Annotated in this window: 14 protein-coding genes; 6 read left to right on the top strand and 8 right to left on the bottom strand. The window is 65.9% G+C overall.

What is annotated here, in order from left to right:
* The first annotated feature begins 175 nt into the window (after nucleotides 1-175).
* Nucleotides 176-1,558 carry an ethanolamine ammonia-lyase subunit EutB gene (locus LDO41_RS25400; protein ID WP_223993344.1) on the top strand — a complete coding sequence of 461 codons (1,383 nt, stop codon included), beginning with the start codon at nucleotides 176-178 and terminating at the stop codon, nucleotides 1,556-1,558.
* A 9-nt stretch (nucleotides 1,559-1,567) separates the two neighbouring features.
* Nucleotides 1,568-2,344, top strand: coding sequence for an ethanolamine ammonia-lyase subunit EutC (gene eutC / locus LDO41_RS25405; protein ID WP_223993345.1), 777 nt, complete (start codon nucleotides 1,568-1,570; stop codon nucleotides 2,342-2,344).
* Here eutC and LDO41_RS25410 read toward each other — a convergent pair.
* Together LDO41_RS25410 and LDO41_RS25415 are read right to left on the bottom strand one after the other, a co-directional pair.
* The gene (locus LDO41_RS25410) at nucleotides 2,330-3,247 is read right to left on the bottom strand and encodes a LysR family transcriptional regulator (RefSeq protein ID WP_223993347.1); all 918 of its coding nucleotides are present in this window, start codon (nucleotides 3,245-3,247) and stop codon (nucleotides 2,330-2,332) included. The genes eutC and LDO41_RS25410 overlap by 15 nt on opposite strands.
* 69 nt (nucleotides 3,248-3,316) lie before the next feature.
* On the bottom strand, nucleotides 3,317-4,645 hold the full coding sequence (locus LDO41_RS25415; protein WP_223993349.1) for an MFS family transporter: 1,329 nt from the start codon (nucleotides 4,643-4,645) through the stop codon (nucleotides 3,317-3,319).
* A 305-nt stretch (nucleotides 4,646-4,950) separates the two neighbouring features.
* Here LDO41_RS25415 and LDO41_RS25420 point away from each other — a divergent pair, with 305 nt between their 5' ends.
* Nucleotides 4,951-5,304, top strand: coding sequence for a hypothetical protein (locus tag LDO41_RS25420; protein WP_223993351.1), 354 nt, complete (start codon nucleotides 4,951-4,953; stop codon nucleotides 5,302-5,304).
* Nucleotides 5,305-5,590: 286 nt separating this feature from the next.
* Nucleotides 5,591-6,439: an IclR family transcriptional regulator domain-containing protein gene (locus LDO41_RS25425; RefSeq protein WP_223993358.1), complete on the top strand. Its 849-nt coding sequence runs from the start codon at nucleotides 5,591-5,593 to the stop codon at nucleotides 6,437-6,439.
* An 81-nt stretch (nucleotides 6,440-6,520) separates the two neighbouring features.
* On the opposite strand, the gene LDO41_RS25430 is transcribed toward LDO41_RS25425, so the two are convergent.
* From LDO41_RS25430 to LDO41_RS25440, 3 genes are all read right to left on the bottom strand, one after another.
* On the bottom strand, nucleotides 6,521-7,270 hold the full coding sequence (locus LDO41_RS25430) for a flagellar brake protein (RefSeq protein ID WP_223993359.1): 750 nt from the start codon (nucleotides 7,268-7,270) through the stop codon (nucleotides 6,521-6,523).
* Between the two features lie 276 nt (nucleotides 7,271-7,546).
* Nucleotides 7,547-8,083, bottom strand: a complete 537-nt coding sequence (locus tag LDO41_RS25435; RefSeq protein WP_223993361.1) for a methylated-DNA--[protein]-cysteine S-methyltransferase — start codon at nucleotides 8,081-8,083, stop codon at nucleotides 7,547-7,549.
* A complete protein-coding gene (locus LDO41_RS25440; protein ID WP_223993366.1) occupies nucleotides 8,080-9,585 on the bottom strand; it encodes a DNA-3-methyladenine glycosylase 2 family protein in 1,506 nt (501 codons plus the stop codon). Before LDO41_RS25440 ends, LDO41_RS25435 begins: the two co-directional genes overlap by 4 nt.
* 175 nt (nucleotides 9,586-9,760) lie before the next feature.
* Between LDO41_RS25440 and LDO41_RS25445 the strand changes: the two genes are divergently transcribed.
* Both LDO41_RS25445 and LDO41_RS25450 read left to right on the top strand, forming a co-directional pair.
* Nucleotides 9,761-12,604 (top strand): M16 family metallopeptidase, encoded by a 2,844-nt coding sequence (locus LDO41_RS25445; protein ID WP_223993367.1) that lies wholly within the window; start codon nucleotides 9,761-9,763, stop codon nucleotides 12,602-12,604.
* Nucleotides 12,605-12,868: 264 nt separating this feature from the next.
* Complete coding sequence (locus LDO41_RS25450; RefSeq protein WP_223993369.1) at nucleotides 12,869-13,291, top strand: PHA-granule associated protein 4; 423 nt, start codon at nucleotides 12,869-12,871, stop codon at nucleotides 13,289-13,291.
* On the opposite strand, the gene LDO41_RS25455 is transcribed toward LDO41_RS25450, so the two are convergent.
* The 3 genes from LDO41_RS25455 to LDO41_RS25465 form a co-directional block, all read right to left on the bottom strand.
* The gene (locus tag LDO41_RS25455) at nucleotides 13,243-13,803 is read right to left on the bottom strand and encodes a hypothetical protein (RefSeq protein WP_223993371.1); all 561 of its coding nucleotides are present in this window, start codon (nucleotides 13,801-13,803) and stop codon (nucleotides 13,243-13,245) included. The genes LDO41_RS25450 and LDO41_RS25455 overlap by 49 nt on opposite strands.
* 28 nt (nucleotides 13,804-13,831) lie before the next feature.
* Nucleotides 13,832-14,989: an acyl-CoA dehydrogenase family protein gene (locus tag LDO41_RS25460; protein ID WP_223993373.1), complete on the bottom strand. Its 1,158-nt coding sequence runs from the start codon at nucleotides 14,987-14,989 to the stop codon at nucleotides 13,832-13,834.
* Between the two features lie 135 nt (nucleotides 14,990-15,124).
* Nucleotides 15,125-17,452 (bottom strand): patatin-like phospholipase family protein, encoded by a 2,328-nt coding sequence (locus tag LDO41_RS25465; protein ID WP_223993374.1) that lies wholly within the window; start codon nucleotides 17,450-17,452, stop codon nucleotides 15,125-15,127.
* Nucleotides 17,453-17,492 lie beyond the last annotated feature (40 nt).

Below are 17,492 nucleotides of genomic sequence, written 5' to 3' on the forward strand. Positions count from 1 at the left end.
CGAGGGCGCGTTAGTGTTGGTATGGGCGAGGATGTTTCTCGCGCACGATTGTCTGCAACATGCGGGGGCTTGGCAAGCGAATGGCGCCTGCGGGCCTGAAACTTGCATCAAGTTGCCATGATCGTCGCCTATAGTGAGGCTGTCGACACGGTACACGCCCCCGGAGAGCGCGCCCATGGCATTCACCCATACCGTCGGTTCGCGACGGCATGTCTTCGCGGATCTGCGCACGTTGCTGGCCAAAGCCAGCCCGGCCCGTTCCGGCGATGCGCTCGCCGGCGTGGCCGCTGCCAGCGAGGAAGAACGCATGGCCGCGCGCATGGCGCTGGCCGAGGTGCCGTTAGCCCGCTTCCTGTCGGAAGTATTGATCCCCTACGAGCAGGACGAGGTCACGCGTCTCATCATCGATCGCCACGACGCGGCCGCGTTTGCCGAGATCGCCTCGCTTACCGTCGGAGACTTTCGCAACTGGCTGCTATTGCATGAGACCGGCGAGGCCGTGCTGGCACGCGTCGCGCCCGGCATCACGCCCGAGATGGCGGCCGCGGTCAGCAAGCTGATGCGCAACCAGGATCTGGTTGCCGTCGCGCGCAAGTGCCGCGTGGTGACGCGCTTCCGCAATACCATCGGTCTGCCGGGCCGCCTCTCGGTACGCCTGCAGCCGAATCACCCGACCGACGATCCGCGTGGCATTGCCGCGTCGATCATCGACGGGCTGCTCTATGGCTGTGGCGACGCGACCATCGGCATCAACCCGGCGGGGGACAACCTCGCGACGATCGTCGCGCTGCTACGGCTGGTCGACGAAGTCCGCACGCGTCACGATGTGCCCACGCAGTCGTGCGTGCTGACCCACGTCACTAACACCCTGCGCGCGATCGAGGCCCGCGCGCCCGTCGATCTAGTGTTCCAGTCGGTAGCCGGCAGCCAGCAGGCCAACGCGGCATTTGGCATCGACCTCGCGCTGCTGGCCGAGGCCCGCGCGGCGGCGCTCTCGCTGCAACGCGGCACGATCGGCGATAACGTGATGTACTTCGAGACCGGTCAGGGCAGCGCGCTGTCGGCCAACGCGCATCATGGTGTCGACCAGCAGACCATGGAGGCACGCGCGCACGGCGTGGCGCGCGCGTTCTCGCCGCTGCTGGTGAACACCGTGGTTGGTTTTATCGGTCCCGAGTATCTCTATGATGGCAAGCAGATCATTCGTGCCGGGCTTGAAGACCATTTCTGCGGCAAGCTGACTGGCGTGCCGATGGGATGCGACGTCTGCTATACGAACCACGCGGAAGCGGACCAGGACGACATGGACAATCTGCTCACGCTGTTCGGCGTGGCCGGTATCAATTTCATCATGGGCGTGCCGGGCGCGGACGACATCATGCTCAATTACCAGAGCACCGCGTTTCATGACGCGTTGTATCTGCGCGAGGTAATGGGTCTGCGCCCGGCGCCCGAGTTCGAGGCGTGGCTGCAGCGGAGCGGCATCGTCGATGGACAGGGCCGGCTGCTGACGCCCACCGCGTGCCAGCCGCTGCTGGCCATGGCGCACGGACTGTGAGGAGACCGCATGAGCGACGAGCTGAAACCTGCAACGACCGTGCAGAGCGATCTGTGGGCGCGGCTGCGGTCCTTCACGCGCGCGCGTATCGCGCTGGGCCGCAGCGGCCATGCGCAGACCACCGAGACCATTCTGGCATTCGGGCTGGCCCATGCGCAGGCGCGTGATGCCGTCCATCTGCCGCTCGATGCGGAGGCGCTGGCGGTGGCGCTGCGCGCGGCGGGCCACGACAGTGTGCGGGTACACAGCGCCGCCGTCGACCGCGCGCACTACCTGCGGCGTCCCGATCTGGGCCGCGTGCTCGACGACGACAGCGGTGCGCGGCTCGACGCGTTACGGCCCGCGCGCACCATTGACGTAGTGTTCGTCATTGCCGATGGCCTCTCCGCGCTGGCTGCGCAACGTCACGTCCTGCCATTGCTCGACGCGATTTGCGCGCGCCTGCACGACGTCGCGATCGGACCGGTGGTGATCGCGCTGCAGTCACGAGTCGCGCTCGGTGACGACATCGGGCAGCGACTCGGCGCTCGTCAGGTGGTCATGCTGATCGGGGAGCGGCCGGGGCTCAGTTCGCCTGACAGCCTCGGCATCTACCTCACGCACGCGCCACGGCTCGGGCGCACCGACGCGGAGCGCAACTGCATCTCCAACATCCGGCCCGAGGGGCTGTCGTATGCGCAGGCCGCAGACCGTCTTGTGTTCCTGATGCGCGGTGCGCTGGCACTCGGACGATCGGGCGTGGACCTCAAGGACGACAGCAGCGAGAGCGGATCAATGCTTCCGTAGTTGCGGCCAGATCGCCTGCAGCTCGGTCCGAAGAAACGTCAGCAGATAGCGCGTCGCCATGGTCTGGTAACGGTTGGGCATCGTCAGCAGGTAGAGCTTGCTGCCGAACACACTGATGCGGTAATCGGGGAGCAGCGGCACGAGCACGCCCCTGTCGAGTTCGTCGCCGATGGCATACATCGGAAAGATGCCGACGCCAAGGCCACCGATCACGGCATCCTTGAGAAAAGCAAAGTTCTCCGAACTCAGCGTCGGCGTCAGCACCACCTGTTCCCGCGCCGTTGCGCCCTCGCGCGTACCGGACGCCTTGAGCTTCTGGCCGATCGGCGCGGCACAGACGATGGCGTGCGTCGCGAGGCCGGCCAGCTCGACGGGCGCGGGCCGATCGCGCAGATAGGACGGTGCCGCGCAGACCACCCAATCGACCACACCGATCTCGGTGGCGACCACCGCGTCCGGCGGCGTCGAGATGATGCGCAGCGCCACCTCCACGTCCTCCGCCACGAGGTTGTGGATACGGTTGTCGAACACCACATCGAGCGTGATATCCGGATAGCGCTGCTTGAACTGCACCAGCAACGGCGACAAAAGCGCGTGGCCGAGTCCGGTCGGCACCGACAGCCGCACATGGCCATGCAGGCTCTTGCCCATACTGCTGATCAACGCATTGGCCGCGGCCACTTCGCCGAGGATATTGCGGCCATGCTCGTAGAGCCCGGCGCCCACGGGCGTGGGTTCCACATGCCGCGTCGTGCGGCGCAACAACTGCACGCCAAGCTCGGATTCGAGTGCCTTCAGGTGATAGCTGACATTGGCGCGCGTCATCCTGAGCTTGCGCGCGGCGGCACTGAGGTTGCCGGCATCGACGATATCGACAAACAGACGCAGGGCGTTGAGATCCATGGCAGCGGTCGTAAACAGGAAAGGGGCCCGAAGGCCCCTTAGTGTATGCGCAAGGCGACTGATCTCAGATCAATGCTCGTGGTGCAGGTACCTGGCTTGCCGCGGCAGCCGCAGCGCAACGAGGAAGGCGATCGCCATCATCACGGTCACGTACCAGTAGAACGCGCTCTCGTGGCCCGCCGATTTGAGGGCCAGCGCCACGTATTCCGCGGAGCCGCCGAAGATGGCGTTGGCCACCGCATAAGCCAGGCCCACGCCCAGCGCACGCACTTCGGGCGGGAACATTTCCGCCTTCACGATGCCGCTCACGGACGTGTAGAAGCTGACGATCGCCAGCGCCGCGCCAATCAGCACGAACGCAAGTTCCGGGCTCGACACGGACCCCAGTGCGGTGAGGATCGGCACCGTGAACAGCGTGCCGAGCGCGCCGAACAGCAGCATGTTGCTGCGGCGGCCGATGCGGTCCGACAGCGCACCGAAAATCGGCTGCATGCACATGTACAGGAACAGGCAACCGGTCATCACGTAGCTGGCGGTCTTGATCGACATGCCAGCCGAGTTGACGAGGTACTTCTGCATATACGTCGTGAACGTATAAAAGATCAGCGAGCCGCCGGCCGTGTAGCCCAGCACCGTGAAGAACGCGGCCTTGTGATGACGGAACAGCCCGGCGATGGTGCCCGCTTCTTTCGAATTGCGCGTGGCGGCCGTGGAGGTTTCGTGCAGCGTGCGGCGCAGCAGCAGTGCCACGACCGCGGTGATCGCGCCGATCACGAACGGAATGCGCCAGCCCCATGCCTTGAGCTCGGCCTCGTCGAGCAACTGCTGCAGGACAACGACGACGAGCACGGCAAGCAACTGGCCGCCGATCAGCGTCACGTACTGGAACGACGAGAAGAAACCCCGGCGGCCTTTCAGTGCCACCTCGCTCATGTACGTCGCGGTCGTGCCGTACTCGCCGCCAACCGACAGCCCCTGAAGCAGGCGCGCGAGAAGCAGCAGCGCCGGTGCCAGGTTGCCGATCGTTGCATAGGTCGGCAGCGCCGCGATCAGCAGCGAGCCGCAGCACATCATGATCACCGAGATCACCATCGAGTTCTTGCGGCCGTTGCGGTCGGCAATGCGGCCAAACAGCCAGCCCCCGATCGGTCGCATCAGGAAGCCGGCCGCGAACACGCCCGCGGTGTTCAGCAACTGCGCGGTGGGATCGGCTTTCGGGAAGAACGACGGCGCGAAATAGATCGCGCAGAACGCATAGATATAGAAATCGAACCACTCGACCAGGTTGCCCGACGAGGCGGCAACGATGGCGAAGACACGCTTGCGTGTTTCCTCGGGTGTGGGGGGCGGGCCGATGTCGGGTGATGCGGTGCTGGCGGAAGAGGAGAGGTCAGTCATGTATGTGTTCTGATCATGGCGGCAGGCGCGTTACCGCCGCGCTTGCCGTTGAATGGTCGCGAGCAGTGCGCTCGCGCCCGGACAGGCTACACGCGGTGCCGGTCGTCTGCCCAGTATGCCCGGGCAGATAATTCTGCGTACTTTGCAGATAGGCACGGTTGCATGGGGACTTGCCGCCCATTGTTCGGATCGGTGGATAGAGTGTTCCGATAGTCGGACGGGTCACCACTTCCGATGAGGACTTGCACTGTTCACATTGCTTTGCAATGATGCAGACGAAACTTGCCACCTCCCCCTATCGAACCATGTCTGCCGCGTCTCGATTACTGCTCGGTCTGCTGCTCGCACTGCCGCTCTGCGTGCCGGCGCTGGCAGTGGCCGAGCCCGATATCGCGCACTGCGAGCGCGTGGACGCGGCGCAATTGCGCACCGCCTCGGAGGAAACACTGCTGTTCCTGCGCTGCCGCGCGCGCCGGCTTGCCTATGAGGCGCCCGACCTCAGGGGCGTTTCACAGAGGACGCGCGACGACCTCGTATTCGCGTGCATGGACCAGGCCGAAGCGGTCGAGCATCAGCTGCGCGTGGGCCGCGGCTATTCGCGCGAGGCGCTGTCGCGCAAGAAATGCGACGACTGGCAGAACACGGGCAAGGGCGGCTGAACGACGCGGTCGCGGCCGAAAGCCTCTCCGAAACCTTCAAAGGCAAACCTCGGAGGGTACTCAGCCGTCACCCCACCGAAGTCGTATGTGACGACTATGTGAGGCTATCTATACTTGAGTCGTCGCCAAGACCCCCGTCTTGTACGGCATCCTTCCCAAAGTCGCCGCCTGCATGGGTCACCCATGCGCACCAGCGGCGACATTTTTTTTGTGCGAAGGGGCGATCGCATGGATCAAGACGTTAAGATGCGCGATTATCGAACGCCTCCAGGCCACGCCCCCTCCCATGGACGCCCCCCATCCGATTCGCCTCCAGCCCGCGCATGCCGACACCGTGCGTGCCGCCCGTCCCCCGTCAGATTTGCTGACCGGCTTTGCCGGCGATCCGAACTTCATGCTGTCGCTCGCGCGCGGGCTGACGGTGCTGGAAGCGTTTTCCGAGCGCAAGCGGCCGCTGACGATCTCTCAGGTCGCCCAGCGGACCCAGCTCTCGCGCGCTTCGGTGCGCCGGTGCCTCTATACCCTCGAGCAACTCGGCTACGTCAGCCAGCAGGACGGGCATTTCGCGCTGCGGCCGCGGGTGTTGCATCTCGGCCATGCGTATTTCTCCTCGACCTCGCTGGTCTCCGCCGCGCAGCCGATCCTCGATACGCTGAGCACACGGATCCACGAAACCTCGGCGCTGGCGATTCTGGACGGCACCGACATTCTTTATCTGGTGCGATCCGAGGTGCAGCGCGTGCTGACGCATTCGTTGGGCATGGGCAGCCGCCTGCCCGCCTATTGCACGTCGATTGGCCGGCTGCTGCTGGCCTATCAGCCTGAGGCCGTGCTCGAAGCGTTCTTCGAGCACGCCGAACTGCGCCCGCGCACGATGCAGACCAAGGTTTCGCGGACGGAGCTCGAGGCGGCTTTCGCGCGGGCGCGCGAGGTGGACTATGTGCTGATCGACGAGGAACTGGAGCCCGGCCTGCGCGCGATCGCGGTACCGGTGCGGGCGCTGTCCGGCGCCGTGGTGGCGGCTGTCAGCGTGAGCGTCAAGGCGGCGAAGGTGTCGGAAGCAGAGATGATCGCGCGCCTGTTGACGCCGATGCGCGAAGCTGCGGCGGCTATCGGCAAGCTGATTGCCAGCTGAGGGCCAGAGGAAGGGGCGGCTTGCCCTCATCCCCGGCCCTTCTCCCGGAGGGAGAAGGGAGCAAGGGCGGGGGGTGGTACCTTAGCCGCGGGCGGCCAGTTCGAGGGCGAATACGAGCCGCTGCAGGAAGTTTTCCATGCGCCCGTCGGGGTTCAGGAACGCGCAGCCGTAATGGTGGACGGTGTTGTCGTCGTAGCCGACCATCCAGTGGCCAACTACCTGCATATCCAGCTCCAGACGGCCAAGTTCACCGAAATCGAGCAGGCAGCGCTTGGCCGTGGTCCCGACCGGCAACTGCTCCGACCCCACGGCGCGCGACCGCAGGCCGACGCCGGACAGCGACAGGTCGGCAATATCCATCTGCATGACGCGCGTCTCCGCACCTTCCTGGACGCGGATCTCGCAGCGATAGCCCTTGGTCAGCAACGTACGTGCGCGGAAATGGCGGCGGCGCTGGAAGTGATAGAGCTTGCCCGGAAAATCGGCAATGAACGCGGGACCGCCTTCGAAACGCGTCGCGCCGGGGGTGCCGACGAGGAAGTTCACGGGCACGCCACGCAGCAGGCCCGAGAACGCGTTCTGATCGGAGGCCATCAGCGCCTGACGCTCGCCATCGGCGCGGCACCAGTCGAAGATGAACGTGCGATTGGCGGGATCGACGTGAAGAATCGATGTCACGATCTCCGAGCCGTTGCGCGAGCGCACGCTCAGCAGGCATTTCTGCCACGCCAGATCGCGCAGCACCGTGCCGATCTGCGAGACATGGGTCAGGCGGTAGCGTTCGTCCGAGTGCGACCCCTCCTGTTCTAGTTCTTCTTGCTCGTCGTCCATCGGTGGAACCTGATGGAGGGATTGTTCCGGGTCGGACCCTTTGGAATCTCGGAGGCTCATGGCATTACGGGGATTACGCTACATCAGTGTGGGATTTGCGCCGCAAAAGAGCAGGTTTGCGACCAACGCGGCATGGTACGCGTGGCGGACGGCGCGGCGCAAGCGCTTGCTTTGGCCTTCGGCAAAATGTTGCATAACTTGAGGCACAGACTAACGGGGGGTAGCTAGCAAGGCACAATCCCCGGTCAAAAGCGCAGCAAGCGCTTCCCCTACCGTTTACTGATGGAGCGGATGGCGCGCCAGCGCCGGCACGCCCTCCAGGCCCAGCAACGCCCGTTTGCGATCCACGCCCCCGGCGTAGCCAGTCAACGCGCCGCTGGCGCCCAGCACGCGATGGCACGGCACGACCACGGACAATGGATTGCGCCCCACCGCCCCGCCCACGGCCCGCGCGTGCGACGAGGGCAGATTCAGCGATGCGGCCAGCTCCCCGTACGATACCGTCCCTCCGAACGCGATGTCGCGCAGCGCCTGCCAGACCTCGCGCTGAAACGTGCTGCCGGCGAAGCGCACCGGCACGCGGAACGTCTGCAGCGTGCCGGCAAAGTAGGCCTCCAGCTCCTCGGCGGCCTGGTCGAAGACGCGCGCATCGGCTGCCCCGGTCGCTTGCAGCACTGCGGCATCGATGCCCGGCGGGTAATACTTCTGACCCGCGAAGAATACGCCGGTCAGCGCCCCATCGGCCGCGCGCAGCAGAATGTCTTCAAGGGGACTGTCGACCATGCGGAAGGTCGTGGCGGAAGTCGTGGTCATGCTGGCTCCTTGACGGTGTCGTGGTCCGCGTCCGCGCGCAGCTTGCGCTGTTCGTACCGGTACCAAAGATGAATGGCGGCATAGGCGCGCCACGGCGCCCATTGGGCGGTGCGCGCGTTCATGTCGCGGATGGTCTCCACGCCCAGCACCTTGCGCAGCGCGTAATCGGTGGCGGGAAACGCATCGGGCCATCCGAGCGCGCGCATCGCGATGTACTGCGCGGTCCAGTCGCCAATGCCAGGCACCGCGCGCAATGCCGAGATGGTGTCTTCCGGCGGGGCCTGCGGCTCGAGCCGCAGCGAGCGCGCGTCTACCTGCTCCGCCAGCGCCCGGATCGCGCGCATCTTGCCGGCCGGTACCCCGGCCGCGCGATAAGCATCGTCGGACAGCGCGGCAAGCGCGGTGGCGGTAGGGAACGCATGCGTCAGTGGCGCCGCCGCATCGGCCGCGGGCACTGCCACGCCAGCTGGCAGCGGGATGCCCGCGATGGTCACCAGCCGCGCGAGGATCCGCCGGGCGTGCACGACCGAGATCAGCTGGCCGACGATCGCGCGCACGGCAATTTCGAGCCCGTCGAACGTGCCGGGCAGACGAATGCCCGGCATTTCCGCGGCCAGATCGCCGAGATGCCGGTCCACCACATCGGGCCGGCAGCCCAGATCGCATAGCCGCCGCACCTTGCCCAGCGCCTGCGGAATCGCGTGCGCGAGCGAGGCGGACAGCGTCACGCGCAACACCAGCCGGCGCGGCACATGCTCGATTCGTACCCACCCGACATGCAGGCGTCCGCCGCTCTCGACCGCGATGGTGCGCAGGTAGGTCTCGCCCTGCAGGTGCTCGACGCCATCGACCGCGCGCGTGCCCAGAAAGCCGAGCAGCGCGTCCCAGGCGTACGGCGGGCGATAGCCGAGCTCGAACACGAGCCGGTCCGCCATGCCGTCCGCCGCGCGCTTGCGCATGGCCAGCGGCGTCAGCCCATAGCGCGTCTTCAGCACATCGTTGAAGCGCCGCACACTGCCGAAACCGGCGGCATGGGCCACTTCGGCAACCGGCAGGGCCGTATCGGTCAGCAGCCGCTTGGCCAGCAGCAACCGCTGCGTCTGCGCGTACTCGAGCACCGACACGCCGAACTCGGCATCGAACAGGCGCCGCAGGTGCCGCTCGGTCACACCGATGCGGGCGGCCAGTTGCGCCACCCCGCCATCGGCCATGAAGCCTTCGTCGATCAGCGTCGCGGCGGCCTGCGCGAGCCGGCCCGAGATATCGGCCAGGCCGTGGCCGGGCGCGAGTTCCGGGCGACAGCGCAGGCACGGGCGATAGCCGTTCTTCTCGGCCGCGGCGGCAGTCTCGTAGAACGAGCAGTTCTCGCGCCGGGGCGTGCGCACCGCGCAGACCGGCCGACAGTACACGCCGGTGGACGATACGCCGACGAAGAACCGGCCATCGAAGCGACGGTCATGCGACGCGACAGCGCGGTAGCAGGTATCGGGATCAAGTTTCATGCGGCCATCGTAGCGCGCGAGGGGCGATGAAATGCGCTGGAATCGGACATTCTCCTCCATTCCACGAAAAGTACGGCGCCGCGCTTATCGCCGTGCCCACTCGCAGCTAGAATCGGGCTCACATCGTAGCCATGCGGCCCGGTTATCGTGATCGCGGACCGCTGCCGGAGACTCCATGCCTCGCCTGACCGTTGCCGGCCTTCTCATGACGGCCATCCTGACCACCGCGTCAACGCTGACGCTCGCCGCACCAAGCGCCGCTGCGCCTGTGTCAGCCACGCCGGTTGCCGCGGCGACGCGCGTCACCGAGGTCGAAGGCATCACCGAATATCGCCTGCCCAATGGCCTGCGCATCCTGCTGGCGCCCGACGCGGCCCAGCCGACCACGACCGTCAACGTCACCTATCTGGTCGGCAGCCGTCACGAGAACTATGGCGAGACCGGCATGGCCCACCTGCTCGAGCATCTGCTGTTCAAGGGCACCCCGTCGCTACCGGCGCGCACCATCCCGACCGAATTCGCGCGGCGTGGCATGACCTCGAACGGCACCACCGCGCAGGACCGCACCAACTACTTCGAGACCTTCGCCTACAGCGAGGACAACCTCGACTGGGCGCTGCGCATGGAAGCGGACCGCATGGTCAACAGCGTGATCGCGCGTGCGGACCTCGACAGCGAGATGACGGTCGTGCGCAACGAGATGGAGATCGGCGAGAACAATCCGATGCGCATGCTGATGCAGCAGATGAGCGCGGCTGCCTATCGCTGGCACAGCTATGGCAAGGCACCGATCGGGGCGCGCAGCGACGTCGAGCATGTCGGCATCGAGAACCTGCGTGCGTTCTACCGACGCTACTACCAGCCCGACAACGCGGTGCTCGTGGTGACCGGTCAGTTCGATCCAGACCGCACGCTCGCGCGCATCGAGCAGGCGTTCGGCACGATTCCGCGGCCCACCCGCGTGCTGCCCGCCGAACACACGGTGGAGCCGCCGCAGGAAGGCGCGCGCGAGCTCACGCTGACGCGGCCCGGCGACAGCAGCATCATCGCGGTCCAGTATCACGTGGCGCCCGGCGCGCACCCCGACAGCACCGCGCTGGGGCTGCTGTCGGTCATTCTGGCCGACACGCCGGGCGGGCGGCTCGAGCAGTCGCTCGTGCAGACGCGCAAGGCGGCATGGCAAAGCTCGTCGCTCGAAGCGCGGCACGATCCCGGTGTGATGATGTTCGCCGCAGGGACCAGCAAGGACCGTCCGCTCGAACCGCTGCGCGCGGCACTGCTGGCCGAGGTGGAAGGCGTGGCCGCGCGCCCGGTCACGGCCGAAGAACTCGAGCGTGCGCGCGTGCGCATGCGCAATGCCTACGAACATATCCTCAACGATCCCGCGCGCTATGGCGTGGCGCTGTCCGAGGCAATCGCCAAGGGGGACTGGCGCCTGATCTTCGTCGCCCGCGATCGCGTGGAGACCACCACGCTGGAGGATGTACAACGCGTGGCGGAAAACTATCTGCGGCCGACCAATCGTACGGTGGGCCAGTTCCTCCCGGGTGACAAGCCGCAACTGGCGGCGATGCCCGCCACGCCGGACGTGGCCGCGCTGACCCGCGACTATCGTGGCAAACCCGCGGCGGCTGCCGTGGCAACGTTCGACCCCAGCCCCGCCAACATCGACGCCCATACGACGCGGCAGACGCTTGCCAACGGCATGCAACTGGCGCTGCTGCCCAAACCCACGCGCGGCGAGGCCGTCAACGGCACGTTGATCCTGCGCTTTGGCAATACGGAGTCGCTGCAGGGCAAGCGCGCGGTGGGCAACCTGACCGCCGGCATGCTGCGACGCGGCGCCGGCGCGTTCGACCGTCAGCAGATCGCGGACCGGCTGGAAGCGCTCAAGGCCAACGTGTCGATCTCCGGCGGCGCCGAAAGCCTGACCGTGTCGTTCGAGACCCGGCGCCAGTACCTGCCCGACCTGCTGGCATTGCTGCGCACGGTTCTGCGGATGCCAACCTTCCCCGCCAGCGAGTTCGAGACGCTGCGTGCGAGTTCGATCGCCGGCATCGAAAGCCAGCGCAGCCAGCCCAACGCAATGGCGCCCAATGCGTTGGGACGCCATGGCAACCCATACCCCGCCGAGGATCCGCGCTACACGCCGACCTTCGACGAAAGTCTGGTGGAACTGCGCGCGGTGACCCCTGCCGAAGCGCGCGACTTCCATGCCCGCTTCTACGGCGCCGACCATGCCCAGCTGGCGCTGGTCGGTGATTTCGACGCCGACGAGGCCAAGCGGCAGGCGATATTCCTGTTCGGCGACTGGCGCGCGGAGGTGCCGTTCGCGCGCGTGGATCGGCCGTTCGTCGCGATTCCCGGCGCAAACTTCACGCTCGAGACACCGGGCAAGGCCAATGCGGTGTACATGGCCACGCAACCGATCGATCTGCTGACCGACTCGCCGGACTATCCGCTGCTGATGATCGCAACCCGCGTGTTCGGCGGCACCGGCATGCGCAGCCGCATGGCCGACCGTCTGCGGCAGCAGGACGGCATCAGCTACGGCGCGTCCAGCTATCTGCAGGTGGGATCGCTCGACCGTGCGGGCCGCTTCGGCTTATATGCGGTCTACGCGCCGCAGAATATCGAACGCCTGCGGCGCGCGCTCGACGACGAACTGTCGCGCTTTATCCGTGATGGCATCAGTGCCAGCGAACTCGCGGAAGCGCAAAGCGGTTTGCTGCAACAGGCCACGGTCAGCCGTTCGCGCGATGGCGTGCTGGCTGGCACGCTGGCCACCCAGTTGTTCCTGAATCGGACCATGGCATTTACCGCGGAGCTGGACGAGCGCGTGCGCGCCGCCACGCCGGCTACGGTCAATGCGGCAATTCGCCGCTATCTGTCGCCGACAACGATTGCCCAAGCCTATGCCGGCGATTTTTCAGCGGCCGCGCCCGCGGCATCGTCGCCGGGCGCGGTGCAGGCCGCCTCGGCCGTGCCGGAGGCAACGCGACCGGAGACGCGACCCTGAGGTGAGTACTCGCACGGCAGTGGCGCCGCATCCATGGCCTATCGCAGGCATCACACTGCCGTGCGTTTTCGAAATCTCTGATGGCAACCACATGCAGGTGCCAAGGCAGGCCGCGCTACGCTACCCTTGAAAAATGCGAAAACAGCCGCATCTGACGACCGTGGCGGCCTGTCGGCCAGCCCAGGCGTGGTCCCGGAAGTGGTGCTTGTAGGTCCACGTCGATCACTGTATATTCATACAGTATCGTTGAGACAAGAGGGGTGGATGTCAATCATGCGGGCTGGCAGCAAGGCAGAAGCGTTGCGCTTCCTGGCCTCGGGGAAGTTAGCCCCGGGGAATCTCGCCTCGGGGAACACACCGGGCAAAGCCACCGCGGCCACGTTTGCGGTGGAGCTGGACTATGAGACGGGCTGGCAGGATGCCGTCGAGCTCGGTCGGCTTGGTGAAAAGCGTGGCATCAAGGTGCAGTACCGCGGGCAGGAAAGCATTGCGGTACGGTCGCGCGAAGCGCTGATCGAAGGTCTGGCCACGCCGAAACCGACTTTCCGGCAGCGCAACCTGTATTGCCAGTTCGATCTCGGCACGCTGGCCGATCACGAACTGGTGGAACTCGAAGCCAAGGCGACGCGTCTGGGCGACTACATCCTCGCGGGCCACTTGCTCCGCGATGTGGACGAGGTCTGGTAAGGGACGAGCGTATCCGCCGAGGTATCGAGGGTGATATCCATAGCGGTGTCGGCCTTAGTGTCGACTCTGATGTCGGTTTTGGTGTCGATGACCGTATGACACAACACCGCCGTCACCAGCGTCTTGAAATGGCTGCGTTCTCCGCGCGCCAATTGCTCGAGCCGATCATGGCCTTCGAGCACGATCAGCGTATCTCCGGCATTGGGCCGCATGTCGAGGGTATAGAGGTGATCGGACTCGCATTGCATGCGACCGCCCGACACCGCTACCACGATCGCGCTGGGTAGCGCGAGGCCACACGCCATTACCGCATCGCGCAGGCGAACCAACTGAGGGTCCGTACCGCCGGATGCCACATCGCCGCGCAAGCGGACCAACTCCGCTGGCGAGATCGCCAGCGTAAATGCCTGCAACGCCGACCGGTACGTCGCCACCACCGCGCGCAGACGGCAGGCGCCGTCCTCCACGCGCTGGGGCACGCACGGCTCGCTGATCTGCCGGGCCTCGCTCATGCTGTCTCCTCCTGCTCGGTGCCTGACGTCAGTCGCGCAGCAATTGCTTGGCAATGATCAGTTGCTGGATCTGCGTCGTGCCTTCGTACAGGCGCAGCAGGCGCACGTCCCGATAGAAGCGCTCCGCCTTGTACTCGGCGATATAGCCGGCGCCACCATGGATCTGCACCGCGCGGTCCGCCACCCGGCCAACCATCTCCGTGCAGAACATCTTCGTGCACGAGGCCAGCATGCTGACTTCGGGATCGGCTTTGCCCGGCGCCTTCGCGTCGTAGCGTTGCGCGCAGTCCCGCACCATCGACATCCCCGCGTACAACTCGGCCTGGCTGTCGGCGAGCATGGCCTGAATCAACTGGAAATCGCCGATCGGCTTGCCGAATTGCTTGCGCTCGCGGGCATACGCCACCGCATCCGTGATGAGCCGATGCGCCATGCCGCAGGCCAGCGCCGAGATATGGAGGCGGCCGCGGTCGAGCACCTTCATCGCGGTCTTGAAACCCACGCCCGGCACACCGCCGATGATGTTGGCGGCCGGCACGCGTACGTTTTCCAGCACCACGTCGCAGGTCTTGGTGCCGCGCTGGCCCATCTTGCGATCCGGCTTGCCAAGCGTGATGCCCGGCGTATCCGCGGGCACGATAAACGACGAGATGCCCGATGCGCCGGCATCGCCGGTACGTGCCATCAGCGTGAAGGCACCTGCGCGCGGGGCGTTGGTAATAAAGCGCTTGGTGCCGTTGATCACGTAATGATCGCCTTCGAGCACAGCGCGCGTCTGCACCGACGCCGCATCCGAACCGGCTTCCGGCTCGGTCAGCGCGAAGGAAATGATCAGATCTCCGCTGGCGATGCGCGGCAGATAGGCCTGTTTCTGTTCCTCGGTGCCGTCCATCAGGATGCCCTGCGAGCCGATACCGACATTGGTGCCGAACACCGAGCGGAACGCGAACGCCGTATGGCCGAGGTCGTAGACCACCTCGCACTCCTGCGACATCGACAACCCGATGCCGCCGTATTCCTCGGGGATCGAAATGCCGAACAGCCCCATCTCCTTCATGTCGGCGACGATCTCGGCCGGCACGTCGTCGAGCTCCTCGAGCGTGTCCTCGGCGGGCTTCAGGCGTTCTTCAATGAAACGCTGCACCGAAGCGCGCAGCAGGGAAAAGGATTCGTCGTCCAGGGCCATGGGGGTGTCTCCATTCGATCAGGCTGTCCATCCTACGCGCCACAGCCGATTTGACAATCCCTCTCCGGTTGGACAGATATGAAAGTTTTATTTGACAGCGGGGGCAGAGCCCGACCGGGCACCCGTTGGCCATGCTTACGGTTTTCCAAGAAACAGGTACCACGAATACTGGCCACCGCTCGCGCGCCCGTAGCCGACGTAGAGCGGTCCGACTGGACTATCCAGACCGAGGAACATCGCCGCCGACTTCAGCAGTCCAGTCGGACTGCCCGCCACCAGTGGCGCGCCGACGCGGCCGGCTTCGAGTGAGACCCCTGCATAGACACCCTCCAGCAAAGTTTGGCGGAACAGCTTGTTGTAGTACACGATCCGCCCGAACTCGATATTGCCGCCCATCAGTTGCCCGGTGCTGAAGCCCGACTGCTGCAGGAAGCCGCCCCACTGGAACAGGTCGTAGCGCGGCAGCGGCGGCCCCACGTTGCTGCCAAAGCGGAAGCCCATGTTGAACGTATGCGGCCCGAGCGAGAGGACGTACGTGCCGGTGAGTTCGGCCTTGGTATAGGTGGTGTCGGCTCCCAGTCCCGCCTGCGAGGAGTAGACGTTGAGCGTCGCGCCATAGCCATCGCGCGGGAAATTGATGCTGTCGAGCTGGTCCACCAGCACCCGGCCCGTCACGGCGCGGCGCGCGATGCCGCCCGAGCCCGGATCGAGCGTGCTCGGGCCCGTGCTCAGCGTCGCGTTCTCATGCCCGATCAGCATGCCCAGCCTGGCCTCGCCGTACTTGGTGAACTGGCTGCCGATATCGAGCGCCGCGTCGAAGCGCCGCACGTCGTACGCGGCAATCCGCGTGTCGCCACTGAAGATATTGATCGTGCGCCGCTGCGCCTCGAGGCGTGGCGCGATAAAGAACAGCTGCCGGGTATCGAGCGGCTGGTAGAACTCGGTCACGATGCTCGACGTCTGGCCCACCTGCACGTCAGTGCGCCATTCCGCGCCGAGCTGGTTCAGCCAGGTGCGGCGATAGCTGGCCAGCACGTTGAAGTAGGCGTCACCGCGAAAATCCGAGCTGAGCCCCAGCCCGAAGCGCAGATAGTTGGGCCCATACGATTTCTCGATCGCGTCGACCGACAGGATGCGCTTGCCTGGCTCCTCTAGGAAGCGGTAGTTGACGTGCTCGAAGTCACCCGTGCCAAACACGCGACGCAGGTCGCGATCGAGCGCCTCCTGACTGATCGGCGCATTTGGCTTGGTCTCCATGGTCGCGCGCACGTAGTCCGGATTGACGCGTTCCAGCGGCGCGAGGCGAATCTCGTCGACAGGCCTCAGGTCGGGCGGCGGCAATGCCTGCTGCGAGGCGCGCAGCTGTGCGTATTCGGCGGGCGGCAGCGCCAGTGGGGCCAGCCGATCGGCAACTTTCTGCGCGGCCGCCTCGCCGATCGGAATGGTCTTGGGCAGGTGATCGAAGTCGCCGGCGGAGAAGTCGCCGAGCTCGGGCAGGATCAGGACATCGGTGGGCCGCAGCGAGGCCAGCGACGTGCGCACGTTCTGCTCGGTCAGGATATTGAGCATCTGGCTGGTGACCCCCAGCAACGAGGTCAGACTCTCGCGCTTCATCAGCGGCGTGCCCAGATTCACCGCGATCACGATATCCGCGCCCATGGCGCGTGCTACATCCACCGGCAGGTTGTCGGTCAGGCCTCCATCGACGAGCAGCTTGCCCTGATATTCGGTGGGCGCCACCGCGCCGGGCACCGACATACTGGCGCGCATCACGTTGGCCAGCTCGCCCTTGCTGAACACGACGGCGGTGCCGGTAACGAGGTCGGTTGCCACCGCGCGATAAGGAATCGGCAACTCGTCGAAATCGCGATAGCCGGGCACATTCGAGAGCTTGCGCAGCACCGTTTCCAGCTGCACGCCCGACACCGCGCCCTTGGGCAGCATCAGACCATCCGAGCGCACACCGATCTCGGGTGTGAACAGATTGGTCTGATCGTCGAGCTTGCGGCGAATGGCCAGATCCTGTCGCGGTGGCCGTTCCTTGAACAGCGCTTCTGTGGAGATATTTGCCACGAGCGCTTCCATGGCCTCGAGGCTCATGCCCGATGCGTACGCCCCGCCCACGAGCGAGCCCATGCTGGTGCCGGCGATGCAGTCCACCGGCACGCGCATGGACTCGAGCACCCTGAGCACACCAATATGCGCGGCACCCCGCGCGCCGCCGCCGGATAGCACGAGGCATATGCGCGGCCGCCCGAGCGGGCGTGGCGCAACGCTCGCGGTGGTGTCTGTGGCGGTGCTGCTGTCCGCCGGGATCAGGACGGCCGGCGCGGCGGGTGGTTGGTGCGGTGCCGGCGCGAGTTCCGGAGTGCCTTGCCCGGCGGCAGGCGTGACGAACGCCAAACAGGCGGCCGCCAGCAGGGCCACCAGAGAAAAGCCGAAGCGATACGCAGGTCCATGCATGAACAGCTCGCCGGAAACACGCAAATTCGCACGCAAAAGC

Source organism: Cupriavidus pampae (genome assembly GCF_914271485.1).
GTDB classification, from domain to species: domain Bacteria; phylum Pseudomonadota; class Gammaproteobacteria; order Burkholderiales; family Burkholderiaceae; genus Cupriavidus; species Cupriavidus pampae.